General features: G+C 38.4%; 13 protein-coding genes. 4 read left to right on the forward strand and 9 right to left on the reverse strand.

The features are described 5' to 3' along the window. Positions 1–29: 29 nt before the first annotated feature. On the reverse strand, positions 30–725 hold the full coding sequence (locus tag LK994_RS06365) for a response regulator transcription factor (RefSeq protein WP_229762061.1): 696 nt from the start codon (positions 723–725) through the stop codon (positions 30–32). Positions 726–935: 210 nt separating this feature from the next. On the opposite strand from LK994_RS06365, the gene LK994_RS06370 reads away from it, so the two are divergent. Then, the gene (locus LK994_RS06370) at positions 936–2,483 is read left to right on the forward strand and encodes a helicase HerA-like domain-containing protein (RefSeq protein WP_229762062.1); all 1,548 of its coding nucleotides are present in this window, start codon (positions 936–938) and stop codon (positions 2,481–2,483) included. Positions 2,484–2,862: 379 nt separating this feature from the next. On the opposite strand, the gene LK994_RS06375 is transcribed toward LK994_RS06370, so the two are convergent. Both LK994_RS06375 and LK994_RS06380 read right to left on the reverse strand, forming a co-directional pair. After that, positions 2,863–4,761: a RecQ family ATP-dependent DNA helicase gene (locus tag LK994_RS06375; RefSeq protein ID WP_229762063.1), complete on the reverse strand. Its 1,899-nt coding sequence runs from the start codon at positions 4,759–4,761 to the stop codon at positions 2,863–2,865. A gap of 22 nt (positions 4,762–4,783) precedes the next feature. Further along, on the reverse strand, positions 4,784–6,880 hold the full coding sequence (locus LK994_RS06380) for a heavy metal translocating P-type ATPase (RefSeq protein ID WP_229762064.1): 2,097 nt from the start codon (positions 6,878–6,880) through the stop codon (positions 4,784–4,786). A 62-nt stretch (positions 6,881–6,942) separates the two neighbouring features. Between LK994_RS06380 and tsaE the strand changes: the two genes are divergently transcribed. Further along, positions 6,943–7,350: a tRNA (adenosine(37)-N6)-threonylcarbamoyltransferase complex ATPase subunit type 1 TsaE gene (gene tsaE / locus LK994_RS06385; protein ID WP_229762065.1), complete on the forward strand. Its 408-nt coding sequence runs from the start codon at positions 6,943–6,945 to the stop codon at positions 7,348–7,350. Between the two features lie 49 nt (positions 7,351–7,399). After that, positions 7,400–8,614 carry an alanine dehydrogenase gene (locus tag LK994_RS06390; protein WP_229762066.1) on the forward strand — a complete coding sequence of 405 codons (1,215 nt, stop codon included), beginning with the start codon at positions 7,400–7,402 and terminating at the stop codon, positions 8,612–8,614. Here LK994_RS06390 and LK994_RS06395 read toward each other — a convergent pair whose 3' ends face one another. The 4 genes from LK994_RS06395 to LK994_RS06410 form a co-directional block, all read right to left on the reverse strand. Continuing rightward, on the reverse strand, positions 8,615–9,229 hold the full coding sequence (locus LK994_RS06395; protein ID WP_229762067.1) for an ABC transporter ATP-binding protein: 615 nt from the start codon (positions 9,227–9,229) through the stop codon (positions 8,615–8,617). Positions 9,230–9,355: 126 nt separating this feature from the next. Beyond that, positions 9,356–10,153, reverse strand: coding sequence for an acyl-ACP--UDP-N-acetylglucosamine O-acyltransferase (gene lpxA / locus LK994_RS06400; protein WP_229762068.1), 798 nt, complete (start codon positions 10,151–10,153; stop codon positions 9,356–9,358). Between the two features lie 155 nt (positions 10,154–10,308). Next, positions 10,309–12,561 (reverse strand): TonB-dependent receptor family protein, encoded by a 2,253-nt coding sequence (locus LK994_RS06405; protein WP_229762069.1) that lies wholly within the window; start codon positions 12,559–12,561, stop codon positions 10,309–10,311. A gap of 151 nt (positions 12,562–12,712) precedes the next feature. Beyond that, a complete protein-coding gene (locus tag LK994_RS06410) occupies positions 12,713–13,423 on the reverse strand; it encodes a metal-dependent transcriptional regulator (RefSeq protein WP_229762070.1) in 711 nt (236 codons plus the stop codon). A gap of 80 nt (positions 13,424–13,503) precedes the next feature. On the opposite strand from LK994_RS06410, the gene LK994_RS06425 reads away from it, so the two are divergent. Further along, complete coding sequence (locus tag LK994_RS06425; RefSeq protein ID WP_317206746.1) at positions 13,504–15,783, forward strand: TonB-dependent receptor; 2,280 nt, start codon at positions 13,504–13,506, stop codon at positions 15,781–15,783. A 5-nt stretch (positions 15,784–15,788) separates the two neighbouring features. On the opposite strand, the gene LK994_RS06430 is transcribed toward LK994_RS06425, so the two are convergent. Next, complete coding sequence (locus LK994_RS06430; protein ID WP_229762071.1) at positions 15,789–16,724, reverse strand: helix-turn-helix domain-containing protein; 936 nt, start codon at positions 16,722–16,724, stop codon at positions 15,789–15,791. 119 nt (positions 16,725–16,843) lie between these two features. Then, entirely contained in the window at positions 16,844–17,761 is a 918-nt protein-coding gene (locus LK994_RS06435) for a hypothetical protein (protein ID WP_229762072.1), read from the reverse strand. Positions 17,762–17,853: the final 92 nt, after the last annotated feature.

Raw genomic sequence — 17,853 nt, forward strand, 5'->3', positions numbered from 1 at the left:
ACAAATCTGTTCTATCCGTGTTTCTATATTTATGAAGCAACCAACCTGAATCCATTACCATGAATATTCACTATCTCAATCGTTGGATCATCTTTTAAATATTTACGCAGTTTGGCAATGTACACATCCATACTTCTGCCATTAAAATAAGTATCACTGCCCCATATCTTTTTCAGTGCAGCTTCTCTTGGTAACAGGTCATTCTTATACTCACAAAGCATTTTTAGTAATTCACTTTCTTTAGGAGATAATGTTTGCACTTTCCCTTCATAGCCTAATTCACGAAGACGTGGATTGAAATGGTATTTACCCATATCAAATTCTGCATTCACTTCTTCTTTGTGTAATTCTTCGTTGCGCTTTAAAATGGCTTTTATTTTATGTAATAAAACTTCACTATCAAATGGTTTGGTGATATAATCATCCGCACCTAGTTTATAGCCTTGTATGATATCATCTTTCATTGTTTTTGCTGATAGGAAAAATAAAGGCACATCAGGATTAATATCTCTGATCTCTTCTGCTAATGTGAAGCCATCCATATTAGGCATCATCACGTCTAAAAGACAAAGGTCAAATTTTTCTCTTTGAAAAGCTGCCAGGCCCAGTCTGCCATCTCTTTCCAGTGTAATATCATAATCATTTAGTTCCAGATAGTTTTTCAATACCATGCCCAGATTGGTATCATCTTCGCATAATAGTAGTTTGGGTTTTATCACTTCCATGTTTGTTAGTTTATAAGTTATAAGCAAATAACATTAATTCGTTTTTAACAATACGAATATACCACCTAATTTTTTGTTAAACCTCATTTGACAGAAATCTAATTTTTGTCTTGAAATGAGCATTTTTCACTTGTTAACTGAGTTTAAAATACGGCATTTCCTTGCTTGGTTTTCAATAAGCATTTGTATCTTTCAGTAAATTAATTACCAATGGCTGCAAAAGAAACATTTATACAGGCAATAAAAGACGGATATACTTTTAAGGGAGAATCAGTTAAGATCGGGGCAGCTATGCTTGATGGCGAAGTGGTGGCCGATGCAGGGATCTATCTCCCCTTAAAAACCATGAACAGGCATGGTCTGATAGCGGGGGCAACAGGTACCGGAAAGACCAAGACCTTACAAATGATCAGCGAGTATTTGAGCGATGCCAGTGTACCTGTTCTATTGATGGATATTAAAGGGGATCTGAGTGGTATTGCCGCTATGGGGGCAGTGAATGATAAAGTGACAGACCGCTATCAAAAGATAGCAATGGAATATAAGCCAGCACAATTCACTACAGAGCTGTTAACCCTAAGCGACCAGAAAGGCGTTCGTTTACGAGCTACCGTTAGTGAATTTGGTCCTGTGCTGTTGAGTAAGATTCTGGGATTGAACGATACACAGGGTGGAGTAGTGGCAATGATATTTAAATATTGCGATGACAATAAAATGCCTTTGCTGGATTTAAAGGACTTTATAAAAGTATTACAATATATCGGCGATGAGGGTAAAGCCGAAATAGAAAAAACGTATGGAAAAATTTCTACCACCAGCACCGGCACTATTTTGCGAAAGGTAATAGAACTGCAACAACAGGGAGCTGATATTTTCTTTGGGGAGAAAAGTTTTGAGGTAGATGACCTGATGCGTATTGACGATAAGGGTTGTGGGGTGATCAGTGTTTTACGGGTAACAGATTTGCAAGACAGGCCCAAACTGTTTTCTACGTTTATGTTGCAAATGCTGGCGGAGTTATATGCATCATGCCCCGAAGAAGGTGACCTGGATAAGCCAAAGTTGATAATGTTCATTGATGAAGCACATCTTATTTTTCAGGAAGCAAGCGAGGCGTTATTACAACAAATTGAAACGATCATTAAACTGATCCGGTCAAAAGGCATTGGCATTTTCTTCTGTACACAGAATCCGATGGACATTCCGCCAAGTGTATTGGCACAATTAGGGTTAAAAGTACAACATGCGTTGAGGGCTTTTACCGCTGCAGATAGAAAAGTGATCAAACAAACAGCGGAAAATTATCCTGAAACAACTTATTACAAGACCGAAGACCTGATCACTCAATTGGGAATTGGGGAGGCGCTGATAACCATGCTGAACGAAAAGGGGATTCCCACACCTTTGGCTCATGTAATGCTATGCTCTCCACGAAGCAGAATGGATGTGTTAACCGATGCAGAAATTGACGGTATTGTGACCAGGTCTAAATTGGTTGCTAAATACAATCAGGTAATTGACAGCCAAAGTGCCTACGAGATACTGACAGCTAAATTAACAGAGGCTGCAGAAAAATCTGCAGAAGATAATACTCCAAAACCGGGGCAAAAGGAAGAGCCATCAACTTTTGAGAAGGTTGCCAATAATACGATCGTGAAAAGTATGGTGAGAACAGCCGGTACAACCATCGTACGATCCCTTTTAGGAGCGTTGGGATTAGGAGGTAGAACTACGAGGAAAAAAAGCGGTTGGTTTTAATTGTGAGATGTCTTTTATAGGCATAAAAATGTCTTTTATGGTTACCCGTTACTAGTGTTTTTACTAGCTGACAACTGGTTTTATTCTAAACCTATTATTATAACTCCCAATTATAGCATGGGCAATATTTTTACAACACATTGTAAACCATCTGTTTGATTGTTTGTACTGTGTAATTGTTACACATTATAAAAACATTTTACAAAATAGTTTAGAAAAAACTTGCATGATAGTAATTTCCGCACTATCTTCGTCTTGGTTTTTCATAGGATATTGGATTTTAAAGCGGGACTAGATTTCTATCTTGGTCCCTTTTTTTTATGCCGCCCCCTTTTGGTGTTTAAACACTGAAAATCAATTTGGTGTGTTGTATCTGTGATCAGGATATCTTTCCCTCTTTGCTAACCATCAATTCATTTTCAGATTGTAAGTAGTCGATGACTTTCCATATCTTTTCTTTTTTGATTCCCGGCAGATGGGTTAATATTTCTTTCAGAGAAACACCTTGTGATGAAACGACTTCTTTGATTTGCCTGGCAATATTGTCAAACTCTTCTTTGCTGATCACCAGGTCATGTTGATTGATACAGTTGTCGCAGATGCCACATTTCTTTACAGTGTGGTCGTTAAAGTAATCGGCAATTTCAATACTACGGCAATTTATTTTGTTGTTGATATAGTCAACCATTGCTTTCACCCGCTTTTCAAAATGTAATTTTCTTTCTTTTTGTTCCTGCAGGTTAATGGTAAAACTGTCGTTATACATCCTGTTTTGCAACAGCGTAATTTGTGGTGTGTCTTTTTGCGGTGAGTAATCGATGATGCCAAAGCGTTTTAATTCCTTCAATTCTTTTTCTACATCAGATAATTTTTTCTGTAAGAATTTTGCTAATTGCTTTTCATAAATGGTGGCCGGGTAATCGAAGATACCTTCGTAACTACGCAACAGACCTTTGATCATATTTTCAAGCTGTGGATGTTGTTTTTCAAAATCATTCAATTCATCTTTATTGCAATTGAATACGATGGTTGATGGTTTAAAAAAAACTTCATTGAAACTTAGTATATCTTCCTGTTCCAATGCTTTAATAGCATAGGTAGCAGTGAGAATATTTATTTTAAAAGCTGCACTAAACGTTGCGATATCAAAATCAAGGCTCATTCCTTCGCCGCCGCCTGCTGCTATTTGCAATGAGTTCATTAGTGAAACATACACATGCTTGATTTCTTCTTTAGATGGATAGCGAATAGTACTCAGTTGTTCCAGGTCTGCCAGCTCTCTGTCGTTGTATAGTAAAACAGCATAAGCTCTTTTGCCATCCCTGCCGGCACGGCCGGCTTCCTGATAATAATTTTCCAGGCAATCCGGTACGCCATAATGTACCACAACTCTTACATCAGGTTTGTCTATGCCCATACCAAATGCATTGGTACAAGCAATTACCCTTGTGGTATTATTTATCCACTTTTCCTGTCGGTTATTTCTTTCCTCGTTAGAAAGTCCGGCATGATAATAATCGGCATTGATCTTATTTAGTAAAAGCAGGTCTGCAATATCTTTTGTCTGCTTTCTGCTCTTACAATAAACAATAGCACTTCCTTTTACATTATTTAATATCTCTAATAATTTATTTTGCTTTGATGCTATATTGAAAACACTGTAAGAAAGGTTTGCTCTTTCAAATGATTGCTGAAAACGTTTATGCGTTTGCTGAAATAATAATTTTTCACAGATATCATCCTGCACATTCTTTGTGGCAGACGCAGTTAATGCCAGCACAGGTACATCAGGCAGATATTCTCTCAGGCTGGCAATACGCATATAGGGTGGCCTGAAATCATACCCCCACTGACTGATACAATGAGCTTCATCCACTGCGATCATGCTGATATTCATCGAAGGCAACATTTCTAAAAACAGATTTGTTTCTAATCTTTCCGGAGAAACGTATAAAAATTTATAGTTGCCGTAAGCGGCATTCTGCAAAGTTTTTTTTACTTCAGGAAAGCTCATGCCGGAATAGATAGATAAAGCCAGTATGCCTCTGTTCTTTAAATTTTGCACCTGGTCTTTCATCAATGCGATCAATGGACTGATAACAAGGCATATTCCATCTTTTACCAGGGCCGGTACCTGAAAGCAAATAGATTTACCTCCGCCGGTAGGCAGTAAAGCCAATACATCTTTGCCATCTAATACAGCGTTGATGATGTCTTCCTGTAAAGGGCGAAAAGAATCGTATCCCCAATATTCTTGTAAGATTTCCTTTGTTGTCAACAGTGTGAATTGAGCCCTGAAATTAAATTACTTTCTTGTAATTTAAACGAATAGAGTTGATCGCTAAAACCACATCACTGAAACCCATTGCCAGTGCGGCAATGCCAGGTTGTAAAAATCCCATCGCCGCAATGGGTATAGCAACCACATTGTAAATGAATGCCCAGAAAAGATTTTCTTTGATAGTGGTAAATGTATGTTTCCCTAATCCTAATGCCAGCGGTAAATGTTGTATACCGTTATTCATCAACACTACCTGGGCACTTTGCATGGCTAAATGCGATGCATCACTCATAGAAATTCCAATAGTGGCTTTGGCTAAAGCCGGCGCATCATTTATGCCATCACCTACCATTGCAGTCGGACTTGCATTATTTAGTTGTTCTATGATCTTTAATTTTTCCTCCGGAGATGTTTCTGCATATACTTTTGTAATACCTACCGCATCCGCTATCTTTTGAGATCTTTCTTTACTGTCTCCGCTTAATAAGATCGTTTGTATATTTTTTGAATGCAGATAATCGATCACTGCCTTTGCTTCTTCTCTGATCTCATCATCCATATCAAACCAACCGATCTGTTCATTGTTTTTGGAGAGATAGGCGGTGTGCTCATTATGAGTGTCGTTTTTTCCTAAAAAATAAATATTACCCTCTGTGTCTTCTGCTTTGATACCGATTCCTTTGATCTCATCAATTTTTTTCCAGTTGATAGGATTATTTATTTTCCATTGTTCTGAAATTGCTTTTGCGATTGGGTGGGTAGAATATTTTTCTAACGAAAAAACAATTTGTTTGAATTCGTTTTCCGCTATCGTTGTTTCGAAATTGGCAATGATAAATTGCCCTTTAGTGAGTGTGCCGGTTTTGTCAAATACCACAGTAGTGATATTTTTAAATAATTCAAGACTCTTTGCATTACGGAAAAGAATACCCTTTTTTGTGGCTCTGCCTAACCCCACGGCAATAGCTGCAGGAGTTGCCAGTCCCATGGCGCATGGGCAACTGATCACTAATACAGCAATGCTCCTCATTAAAGAATCAGTGGCAGTAACGCTGAAAGCAAAATAATTCAGTAAAAAAGTAAGTATCGAAATACCGATAACAACGGGCACAAATACAGCGCTGATCTTATCGGCCAATTGTTGTATAGGAGGTTTTTCTCCCTGGGCCTGTTTTACCAGGTTTAAAATATTACTCAATACGGTGTCTTTACCAACTGCTGTTACCTGTGCTTTTAGTGTGCCATCTGTAACAATACTGCCGCCAATTAAATTGTCTTTTTTTTGTTTATAAACCGGTTTGCTTTCTCCTGTCAGCAATGCTTCATTTACATGAGCATCACCCCATAAGATTTTACAATCAGCCGGAACCTGCTCGCCGTTCTTTATTAATACCAGGTCGCCTACACGTAGTTGAGAGTTTTCAACAGGAAAGATCTGTTCTTTATGTTCATCATCAAAAGCGATCATATTAGCCATTACTTTTTGCTGACGGGCTAATTTGTTTAATTCCTTTTGTGTAGTTGATACTGATTTGTTTTCTATCCATTCACCCAAAAAAACCAATGTAATAATGGTGGCCGTTGTTTCATAAAAAACATATTCGGGTCCCATGTTGCCTATTGTACCGATTAAGCTGTACACAAAAGCAGCCAACGAACCAATGGCGATCAATACATTCATATTGGGGATGCCTCTGCGTAAACTTTTAAAAGCACTTACTCCGAAATACCCCATGCCTACAATAAACACAGGTAAACAGATAAACAATTGTATCCATGGGTTCATTAAAAAATGAATATGCCAGGGCAACATGTGCAGCATCAATGTGGCCGTGAAAGGGAGACAGAACAAGAAGCGTTGGAAATGATTGGTAAAGAATTTGGTTGGAGGCTTTGAATTGGATGTTGGAAGTTCACTAGCCACATGATAACCTAAGTCTTCAATTCCTTTGGCTAATTTTTCTTTAGATTGATCTTTGTTGAGTACAAAACTTACATCGCCACCGATGAAATTAACTTTTACATCATCCAGCCCTTCTTTTTTCAGGTATTTGGTAATGGTGAGTGCACAATTGGTGCAATCCATACCCTCTACTTTCCAGTCTACTTTTTCCATATTGCAAAATTAGTTTGTACGCAAGTGTATACTTTACCATTTGGGTAAAATATCTTTGCAACATGGAGGTAAATTTTTTGCTAGATGAGATACACGAGGTTGCAAAGGCATTTATTGCGGCAACTGTTAACCATAAAGTGTTTGCCATGCATGGTGAGATGGGGGCGGGCAAAACAACTTTTGTACATGCATTATGTGAAGCGTTGGGAGTGAAGGATGCTATATCCAGTCCAACCTTTTCCATCGTTAATCAATATAAGGCTGATGATGAAAAAGTAATTTATCATATCGACCTGTATCGACTGAAAGATGAAGAAGAAGCTATACAGGCCGGTATTGAAGATTGTTTGTATTCGGGCAATACCTGCTTTGTAGAATGGCCTGACAGAGCTGCCGGTATCTTCCCTGATGATACTTTACATGTAAAAATTTCTATTGGGGAAAATAATAGCAGAAAAATTGAATGGTAAACGTTGAGTATTCGTTTTTAATTATTAATTTTTCATTCTTAATTATTTTATGGCTACATCAAAACCTTTTATCTCTCATTCCTTTACTTACGAAACGCTGGAAGAGACATTGGATATAAAGCCAAAAGGCACTAATCTGTTCATCGGTATTCCCAGGGAAAGTTCATATAACGAAAATCGCATCACGTTAGCTCCCGAAGCAGTAGGCGTGTTGGTAGCCAATGGTCACCGGGTAATCATTGAAACCAAGGCAGGGGATGGTGCCAGCTATAGCGACAGAGATTACAGCGAAGCCGGAGCCCAGATTGCCTATGATAAAAAAGCCGTTTTTGAATGTGATATTTTAGTAAAGAGTGCACCTGTATGTGAGGAAGAATGTGAGTTGCTCAAGCCGAATCAATACATCATTTCTCCCATACACATTACTGTTATGAAGAGGGAGATATTACAAAAGATGATGGATAAAAAGATCACAGCATTGAGTTTTGAAAATCTTAAAGATGCCAGTGGTCATAATCCTATTGTTCGTAGTATGAGTGAGATTGCCGGTAGTGCGGTGATGTTGATAGCAGGCCGGTACCTTAGTAATGCCAATCATGGAAAAGGCGTATTGGTAGGAGGTATCAGCGGTATACCACCTACAAAAGTTATCATTATCGGGGCGGGGATAGTAGGTGAATATGCAGCTCGTACAGCTTTGGCGATGGGAGCAAGTGTGAAAATATTTGACAATAGTATCTATCGTTTAAAACGATTGCAAAATAATATTGGCGGCAGATTATGGACTTCTGTTATTGAGCCGAAAATATTGGCCAAGCAATTAAAGACCTGTGATGTTGCTGTAGGAGCTTTAAACAGCACTGGCGGACGTACACCCATCGTTGTAACAGAAGACATGGTAAGCAATATGCGGCCTGGCACGGTGATCGTTGATGTTAGTATTGATCGTGGTGGTTGTTTTGAAACAAGTGAGATCACTACACATGAGAATCCTATATTTAAAAAGTATGATGTAATACATTATTGTGTGCCTAATATTCCCAGTGGCTTTGCCCGTACTGCTTCCCAGGCAATCAGTAATGTATTGATGCCTTTATTACTGGAAACGGCTGATAATGGTGGTATTGAGAACCTTATATGGCGGAAAGAAAATATTCGTGCCGGTATCTATATGTTTAAAGGAGCGCTTACCAATTTCTATTTAAGTGAAAGATTCAATCTGAAATATACAGATCTGGGCTTATTGATGGCTAGTAAACGATGATCAGGATTTGTAATCGTTGATCTTAATGACCTGTTCGCAAAAATCATATTCCTGCGTATCATTACTGCTAACAATTATTAATTTGTTGGCAGTGTAATTAGCTATCAGTTGATGGTATAATGCAATACCTTCTTTATCTAAATTTGTTGTAGGTTCATCTAATAATAAAACGGAGGCATCAGTAAAAAAAGCCTGCGCCAGTTTTAATCGCTGCTTCATACCGCTACTGTAATAGCGTATCTGCTTATCTGCAGCTTTTTCTAATCCTATAATTTGTAATATTTTACTGAGAGGCGTAGTGAGCGGTTTAAACTTGGTGTGAAACTGTAAAAATTCATTGGCGGTCATTTCTTCTATCAATTCCAGGTAGGGTGCAGCAATTGAGACCTGCTTGTATTCTTCATTGGGTTTTACTATAGCGCCATTGATTTCATATTGTATGGAGCCTTCGCTGTGTGTAATGGCTCCGCTGATAACCTGCAACAGTGTTGACTTTCCTGAGCCGTTGGGGCCTGTAATGGCATATCTTCCTCCGGGATCAAATGTATAATCAACATGCCTGAAGATCCACTCTCTGTTATAGCGCTTGCCGGTATTGGTTAGTAAAAGCCTCATATATTTCGGGCAAATTATTGATTGTAAATATACGCTTTGATAAAAGCTAAAACTGGCATGGAGTAAGGGTAATTTACTTTAACCGGCGGCAGAAGATCGTGCTTTATTTTTTAGAGGTAGTAAGCACTACTCATCATCCATACTGCCTTTTGTAAATCTTTTTATAATACCTCTGCCACTATCTCTGATAAAGGTTACAATTTCGTCACGTTCATCTGTAGCCTGTAATTCTTCTTCGATATAATTAAGCGCCTGTGAGGTATTCATCCCTTTATTATAAATAATTCTGTAGATATCGAGTATTTGATTGATCCTATCTAAAGAGAAGCCTCTGCGTTTAAGGCCTATAGAATTAACTCCGGCATAGCTCAATGGTGTACGGCCGGCTTTAATGTATGGCGGAACATCTTTACTAACCAATGAGCCTCCACTTACGAAAGCATGTTGTCCTATCTGAACAAATTGATGAACAGCACACATACCACCTAGTATAGAAAAGTCGCCTACAACAACGTGACCGGCCATTTGGGTATTGTTGCTCATAATACAATTATTACCTACAATGCAATCATGTGCAATATGGCTATAGGCCATAATAAGACAATTGTTTCCCACTTTGGTGGTCCATCTGTCTTTACTTCCACGGTTGATGGTTACAAATTCACGAATAGTTGTATTGTCGCCAATTTCAACTGTGGTGGATTCGCCATCAAATTTCAGGTCCTGGGGGACAGCTGCAATAACAGCACCTGGAAAAATACGACAGTTCTTTCCAATCCTTGCTCCTTCCATAATGGTTACATTACTTCCTATCCATGTTCCTTCGCCAATTTCTACATTTTGGTGAATCACACTAAAAGGATCAACTTTTACATTGGGGGCAAGCTTTGCGTTCGGGTGTATGTAAGTATGCGGATGAATCATTTATATATTTTTCAAATATAAGAATTTACAAAAGTAATTTAAAGATTTAATTATTGCTAACAATCCATATCGGATAAAATAAAAAAAACTGCCTCATTTCGAGACAGCTTTTTACATTTCACCATTTATACTAAAAACCAGCCTGAGACTGCTTGTTAAAATTTGGCACCTATACTGATAAAGAATGTTCTTCCATCAGAAGGTAATGCGCCTGGTCCTGGGAAACCACCAGAACGACGAGTAAAATATTTTTCATTCCCGATATTATTGATTCCGGCTTTTACATTCAGCATATCCGAGAATTTGTATGAAGCTGTTAGATCCGCAACAGTATATGAAGGGATAACACCGTTTTGTGCATTAGCAGAAGGAGCAATAGTGTTGTTGGCATCAGCAAAGGCATCATCAGTGTAACTTAACTGACCGGTTAACATCAATGATTTATAACTTACCGATAAACCACTACGTAGAATGTTTTCAGGTGCATTTTCAATCTTTTTGTTTTTCAAATTGCTTTCTACCAGATCATTATTGCTGTTTTTAGTTATCACCTGGAAATTTCCGTAACGGGCATCAGTGAACGAATAAGAAGCAAAAACACTGATATCAAACAATCTGTTCTTTGTAAAAGCTTTGATCGGACTAAATTCCACCAAACCTTCAAACCCTTTACTGGTGCTGTTTCCTACGTTTGTACGGTAGTTATAAAAGCTGCCATCTGTTCTTTGTTGTACAATTACACCAATACGGTTGTTGTATTGTAAGTAATAAGCACTTGCATCGAAAAATAGATAATCTCTTATTTTTCCACGGTAGCCAAAGTCTGCATTATATCCTTTTGCATCTTTTAGATTCTGATCGATCACATCCGTTGTTGGAGGAGCAGTAAGATCAGCAAATTGAACCGGACGATAAGCTTGTGAGATGTTAGCATAGATCTCAGTAGTTGAGTTAACATGGTATTCTGCACCTACACCCGCTAAAATAAAACTGCGTTTTTTTGATTGATCCTGTAAAATGATTGGTGTATTGCCGTTAAAACCATTTCTTCCGCTTGCATGACCACTGATATATTCGTAACGAATACCTGGGATCACTAATAATTTGTCGGTAATTCTGAAAATATTTTCGGCAAATAATGCAGTATTGGTTGCGCCAAAATCCAGGTCTCTAGTCCATATTCCGCCGGTAACTGTCATGTCATAATCTGTTCCGGTAGAACCTTTACCATCTGCTACATAACGATAGGTATTTCCTTTATACAAACGTGCTCCAACAGAAACCGTAGACTTTGTGTTGAACAGGTTGTAATCTGTCAGGTACCTTACTTCAAGTCCGTAATTGCGGTAATTGTCGGTATTTAAATTTCTCGGATTGTATTGGTTGGTGGTTTTATTGATAGTATCTGCCACGATGATTCCACCCGAAGCAACAAATCCAATACTACTTCTGTCACCCAATACTCCAAATAGTTTTACATTCAATTTAGATCTATCATTGATCTGATAATTACTGATCAAAGCAAGGGTGGTCCAGGTAATATCAAACCAGTTTCTGTTGCGGAAACTTTTTGTAATATCGCCAGACATTTGTGCATCTGTTAATCCTCCCGGTTGCTGACTGCGGATATTTGATCGCATCACTTCTGCAGTTACAGAAAATTTATCAGTGAATTTATACGTGAATGAACCGAAGCCTGCATTGGTGTAGTAACGGCTGTTTTGTCTGTAACCTTCTGCGCTTCTATGATCAAAAAAAGTATAATAATGGAATTTTTTGGTGTCACCACCGATGGCGTTGTAGGTATTTATCAATCCATTGCTGCCGGCTGTTTGTTGTGTTTCAAACTGGATCGGTTTTTTTATTTCACTGCCGTTTCTCAAAATATAATTTACCAGACCACCAAATTGCGGGCCGTATTGTAAAGCGCCTTGCCCTCTAACGATCTCTAATCTTTGTACAGCCTGTAATTGAGGATTGTAATACGCTTCAGGATAACCAAAAGGATCAGCAGCAATATCATATCCATTTTGACGAACATTGAATTCCCAGCTGCGGTTAGGACTCAATCCTCTTGCTGCAATACCAATTTGTATACCGCTGCCATCACTTTCCCAGATCTGAATACCCGGAACTTTTGCTATTACCTGACGCATGGTGTTGGTAGCAACATTTCCCTGAACGTTATCTAAAACGATCAGGGAACTTTTTTTGCCTGCATAAATTGATGTGCCCACCACTTCCGGCATCTGTTGAATGTCTCTCTTGCTGTTTCGACCAACAACACTGATGTCAGGAAGGTTTTTATAGTGTACGGATGTATCTGTAGTTGAATTTGTAACGTTTTGTGCTAATAGGGCAGATTGAACTGTAATACTTAATAATAGTGTCGTTATAATTTTTTGCATTTCTTGTTTTTTGAGATGCAAAAGTGCGGCAGATATTTATTGTATGAGTGCCGTATCGGGAAAACTGTTTACGGAAAAGGAAAAAACGGGTCTTTTTTGTTAATGGTATGGCAAAAAAATGCCATGTATTTGAGGTGGGATAGATGAATTGTTATTTTATATCACATTTTCCTTCAGGGCAAGGCTTGCCTAGTTCGCAATTTTCACATATTACGAAAATATTTTGTGCAAACCGTTGGCTAACGCTGGATCTTTTGCCATTCACCTCAATTTCGATCAAGGCATCATAATTTTCCTGTGAAATAACTTTTATCAGGTTGTTAATGCCCAATCCCACTTTTACAACATATCGTAAAAACTCAACAGAGTTATCTTTTACAGCAACCATTTTACAGGATTCCCCCACTTTTATATCCGCCAGTGTCCGCTTAAACTGAACTTTAAATTCTCCTTTTGCGTTTGGAATAATATCTCCGTGTGGGTCAAATTCAGGGAAATTGAGGAATTTTTCCAGTTTATCTATCAGTTTCTGTGATTGAATATGTTCTAATTGTTCGGCTACTTCATGTACTTCATCCCAGGTAAATTCCAGCTTTTCATATAAAAAGGTTTCCCAGAGGCGGTGCTTTCTTAATACTTCAATGGCTATTTTTTTTCCGGATTCTGTCAGAGAGATTCTTCCATATTTTTCATAATCAACCAATGATTTCTCCTTTAGCTTTTTAAGCATATCATTGGCTGTAGCAGGTTTTACATTTAAATGACCGGCCAATTCGTTTGTTCCAACCCCTTCTTTGGCCTTATTTTCCAATAATAATTTCAATAACGCCTTTAAATAATTCTCTTCTGTAAACGATAGCATCCCTCAAAAGTAGAAAAAAATATGAACTTTATTTGTTAGGCTAGCCTAACTTTTATAATTTCACAATTCAAACAGCTATTATGAGATTATCTTTTACTTTAACGGGAATGTTGACATTGGTAAATATGCTGCTGATGGCACAAACGGGCACCATATCCGGTAGAGTAAAAGCTGCAAACGAAGTTGTACAATTTGCCAGCGTTGTAATGATCGGAGTCAATGACGGAGTGCTTACCGATAGTCTTGGAAATTATAGTTTTAAAAACCTGAAAGCGGGTATATATAAATTGAGAAGTAGTGCACAAGGGTATTTGTCATCAGTTAAAACGATAACAGTAACAGAGGGAGAAAATGTTGTTACTGATCTGGTGCTTACAAAACATCAACATCAATTAGATGAGGTAGTAATAACAGGAACCCTGAAGGAAGTAAAAAGAATTGAAAGTCCTGTGCCGGTAGAAGTATACAGTCCTGCTTTTTTTAAAAAGAATCCAACGCCTTCTATTTTTGATGCATTACAAAATGTAAATGGCGTAAGACCGCAGTTAAATTGCAATGTGTGTAATACCGGCGACATTCATATCAATGGATTGGAAGGTCCTTACACAATGGTGTTGATTGATGGCATGCCGATAGTAAGTAGCCTGGCAACGGTGTACGGATTATCGGGTATCCCTAACTGTATTGTAGAAAGAATTGAAATAGTAAAGGGCCCGGCTTCTTCACTGTATGGAAGTGAAGCAGTAGGAGGGTTGATCAATATCATCACTAAATCTCCTACAACAGCCCCGATAGTTTCTGCCGATGTAATGGCTACAAGCTGGAAAGAATTTAATGCAGACCTTGGATTTAAATTTAACGCAGGTAAAAACGCATCGGTACTAACCGGCGCCAATTATTTTAAGTATGATAATATAGTCGATATCAATAACGACAACTTTACCGATGTAACCTTACAGGATAGATTCTCTCTTTTTCAAAAATGGAATTTTCAGCGTAAAGAGGGAAGGGCATTGAATCTGGCTGCAAGATATTTTGGTGAAGACCGATGGGGCGGAGATGTGCGTTGGACAAAAGCTTTCAGAGGTGGGGATAGTATTTATGGCGAAAGTATTTATACAAAACGTTGGGAGTTGTTGGGGAATTATCAGTTGCCTACTAAAGAAAAATTAATGCTTTCGTTGAGCTATAATGATCATGATCAGGATAGCCGATACGGTAAAATAATCTATGATGCGGCACAAAGAATTGCTTTTACACAGCTTACCTGGGATAAGACGATCAAACGACACGACCTGTTAGCAGGCGCAGCTTTGCGATATACTTTTTATGATGACAATACTGCGGCTACAGCAATTAATTCAATCAACAAGCCCGACAAAATATGGCTGCCCGGTATTTTTTTGCAGGATGAAATTACATTGTCACATGATCATAAATTTTTAGCCGGATTCAGGTATGACCACAACTCAAGGCATGGTAATATTTTTACCCCACGTATTGCATATAAGTGGAGTATAAACAGTACCAATATTGTAAGATTGAATGCAGGTACAGGTTTCAGGGTAGTTAATTTGTTTACCGAAGATCATGCAGCTTTGACGGGAGCAAGATTTGTAGAAGTTAAAAATGAACTGAAACCAGAAAAAAGTTACAATGCCAATATCAACTACATTAAAAAAATATATGGCCGCAACGGAATGTTTATTGGCATAGAACTAACGGGCTGGTATACCTATTTTAATAACCGTATCATTGCAGACTATGATACAGATCCTAATAAAATAATTTACGATAATATCAATGGTTTTGCAGAAAGTAAAGGAATGAGTGCCAATCTTGATATCAGTTGGAGGAACGGGCTGAAAATATTGGCAGGCGCCACTTACATGCATGTGACCACAACAGAGAATGGCGTTAAAGAACAGCAAATCCTTACAGAAAAATTCACGGGCACATGGGCTGTTTCTTATAAAATAAAAAAGATCGATCTGGCTTTTGACTACACAGGAAATATCTATGGTCCAATGCGTTTACCCTTACTCGGTAAGCTTGATCCAAGGCTGGCTAATTCACCGGTGTGGAGTATACAAAATATACAATTGCTATATTCAGGGTTTAAAAAATGTGAAATATATGGCGGTGTAAAAAATCTATTGAATTTTACACCGGCTAAAAATAATCCATTCATCATAGCTCGTACCGATGACCCCTTTGATAAGCATGTGCAATATGACTCTAATGGGCAAGTGATGGCAACGCCATCCAATCCTTATGCGCTCACTTTTGATCCAACATACATGTTTGCACCCAACCAAGGGATACGAGGTTTTATGGGAGTAAGGTATACTTTAAAATAATTCGATTAGTGCAGCAACAATTCACAAGGTTTAATACCCGTGTGCTTTTTAAAAGCGGTGCTGAAATGAGAGATAGAAGAATACCCGAGCATTGCAGAAACTTCTGTTACACTTAAGCCTTTATCATACAATAAATATTTAGCATGCTCCATCCGTTGGCTTTGGTAAAAATCAAAGATGGTAGTGCCAAACATTTCTTTGAAACCTTTCTTTAAATAACATTCGTTGATGGCAACTTTTCGGCTCAATTCCTTAATGGTTAAGGGTTCGCCGATATGTTGCAGTAAAACTTCTCTTGCTTTGGTGATCTTTTCCCTGTCGGCTTCATTCGCCAAAAATTTGCAGGAGAATACTTCCGCTTTATCACCCAACATACAATCCATGCTGTATAACAACAGGATCTGCGTTTGAGCATTTACAAAGATATTTTCTAAGGTGTCTGTGTAGTTGTGATTCAACAAAGCTTCTATTGCCATTCTTGTTTTACCACACAAAGGCAATTGTTTGCTGAAAGATGTTCTGTGTTCAAAAGCCAGCACATCATCCGAAATGTTCATTTGCTTTTTACCCTTTACAAACTGGGTAAGATAGGAGGGCTTGAAACTAAAGCTCAATACATCCACGCTGGTTACTTTTTCTATACAGGTTTTTGATTCGTTGAATTTACAAAAATCACATTCTGCCTGTTTTTGTTTACAGTAAATATTCCCAGATACACAAAACCTTAGTTCTAAGAAATTAGCATCCGGATTATTCTTTTCGTAATGGTAAACCAACATTCCGGTATCTTCCATATTCCAGTCAGATTGTTGCCTGTACCGTTTAATAGAATAATGAACCGAGCCGGGAACAGCACGATTGATATCCTGCAAAACATCCAATTCATCTAATTTGAACGAATGTTGCGGAGAAACCGGTGATATGTCTTTAGTCAGATACATTGATAAACTTCGATGCAAAGATACGTAAGAATCTCCAAAAAATGCTATGCACCTGTAGGGGGATTGTCACAGTTTGGTAAAAGCTTGACAAACTTTACGTTATGCAATGCGGTGTTTGGTTAATTATCGAGTTGCTTCCAAACAGTGCCATTCCAGCCAAAGAAGTGAGTATCATAATACACGATCGTACCGGCTCCGCCTGAGGGTACCGGTGTAGTGGCATTGTGAACTACGTTGGTGTATTGGGCGCTATTGATTCGGACAGCACCATTAATATCCATTTTTTCTACCGGAGCAATGATGCCTATACCAACATTTACTGCATCTGCTCCCGTTCCTCCAATTACAAAACTATTGCTGGCCGCAACTTTAGCATTATAACCAATAGCTCCGGCATTGGTAAGATCATCAGCTGTGACATCAGTAAAAGCACCGATCAGTGTGTTTTTGCTCCCAGTTACATTAACAGTGCCACTGTTAAATCCCAATGCTGAGTTATAGCTACCTATTGTAGAGTTGAATAAGGATGATAGCCCGGTGGCGCTATTGCCGGTGCCAATAGTATTGTTATAAAGGGCTCTTCCGCCAATTCCTGTGTTAAAATTCCCTTTTGTGTTATAAAACATGGTCCAATCTCCCAGGGCTGTATTTATGGCACCGGAATCGTTTGAAAAGAGCGCTTCATTGCCAATTGCCGTGTTATCTATTCCTGCAATATTGCTGAACAACGCCGCATTTCCGTTGGCCACATTAAAACTTCCTCCTTTATTGCTGTATAATGCTCTTAAACCTATGGCGGTATTTCGTATACCCGTTGTATTATTATGTAGGGCACTATCGCCAGCGATCACATTCGATGAGATATTTCCGCCCCCTTTTCCTATCATTACTCCGTTTATTTTGGCATCGCCGCCGGCTACTTCCAGGAGTGCAGAAGGAATGGTAGTTCCTATACCCACATTTTGGGCGGAGGATATGCCTGCAGATACTAAAAAAGTCATGCTGAATAACAGGGGTTTAAGCCATTTTTTTTTCATTATAAACTGTTTTAGTATACTGCAAAATAAGGATATTTTTTTTGTGGAAATCTTTGGGAAAAAACACTTTCAAATAAGCCGTATTAAATTCC

The sequence above is a fragment of the Ferruginibacter lapsinanis genome, from assembly GCF_020783315.1.
Classification (GTDB): domain Bacteria; phylum Bacteroidota; class Bacteroidia; order Chitinophagales; family Chitinophagaceae; genus Ferruginibacter; species Ferruginibacter lapsinanis.

Coding starts and splice junctions, on each gene's coding strand:
- LK994_RS06405 (WP_229762069.1), bottom strand. CDS start 12,561: ATGCAAAAAATTATAACGACACTATTATTAAGTATTACAGTTCAATCT.
- LK994_RS06390 (WP_229762066.1), top strand. CDS start 7,400: ATGGCTACATCAAAACCTTTTATCTCTCATTCCTTTACTTACGAAACG.
- LK994_RS06425 (WP_317206746.1), top strand. CDS start 13,504: ATGAGATTATCTTTTACTTTAACGGGAATGTTGACATTGGTAAATATG.
- LK994_RS06410 (WP_229762070.1), bottom strand. CDS start 13,423: ATGCTATCGTTTACAGAAGAGAATTATTTAAAGGCGTTATTGAAATTA.
- LK994_RS06395 (WP_229762067.1), bottom strand. CDS start 9,229: ATGAGGCTTTTACTAACCAATACCGGCAAGCGCTATAACAGAGAGTGG.
- LK994_RS06380 (WP_229762064.1), bottom strand. CDS start 6,880: ATGGAAAAAGTAGACTGGAAAGTAGAGGGTATGGATTGCACCAATTGT.
- LK994_RS06435 (WP_229762072.1), bottom strand. CDS start 17,761: ATGAAAAAAAAATGGCTTAAACCCCTGTTATTCAGCATGACTTTTTTA.
- lpxA (WP_229762068.1), bottom strand. CDS start 10,153: ATGATTCATCCGCATACTTACATACACCCGAACGCAAAGCTTGCCCCC.
- LK994_RS06370 (WP_229762062.1), top strand. CDS start 936: ATGGCTGCAAAAGAAACATTTATACAGGCAATAAAAGACGGATATACT.
- LK994_RS06430 (WP_229762071.1), bottom strand. CDS start 16,724: ATGTATCTGACTAAAGACATATCACCGGTTTCTCCGCAACATTCGTTC.
- LK994_RS06365 (WP_229762061.1), bottom strand. CDS start 725: ATGGAAGTGATAAAACCCAAACTACTATTATGCGAAGATGATACCAAT.
- tsaE (WP_229762065.1), top strand. CDS start 6,943: ATGGAGGTAAATTTTTTGCTAGATGAGATACACGAGGTTGCAAAGGCA.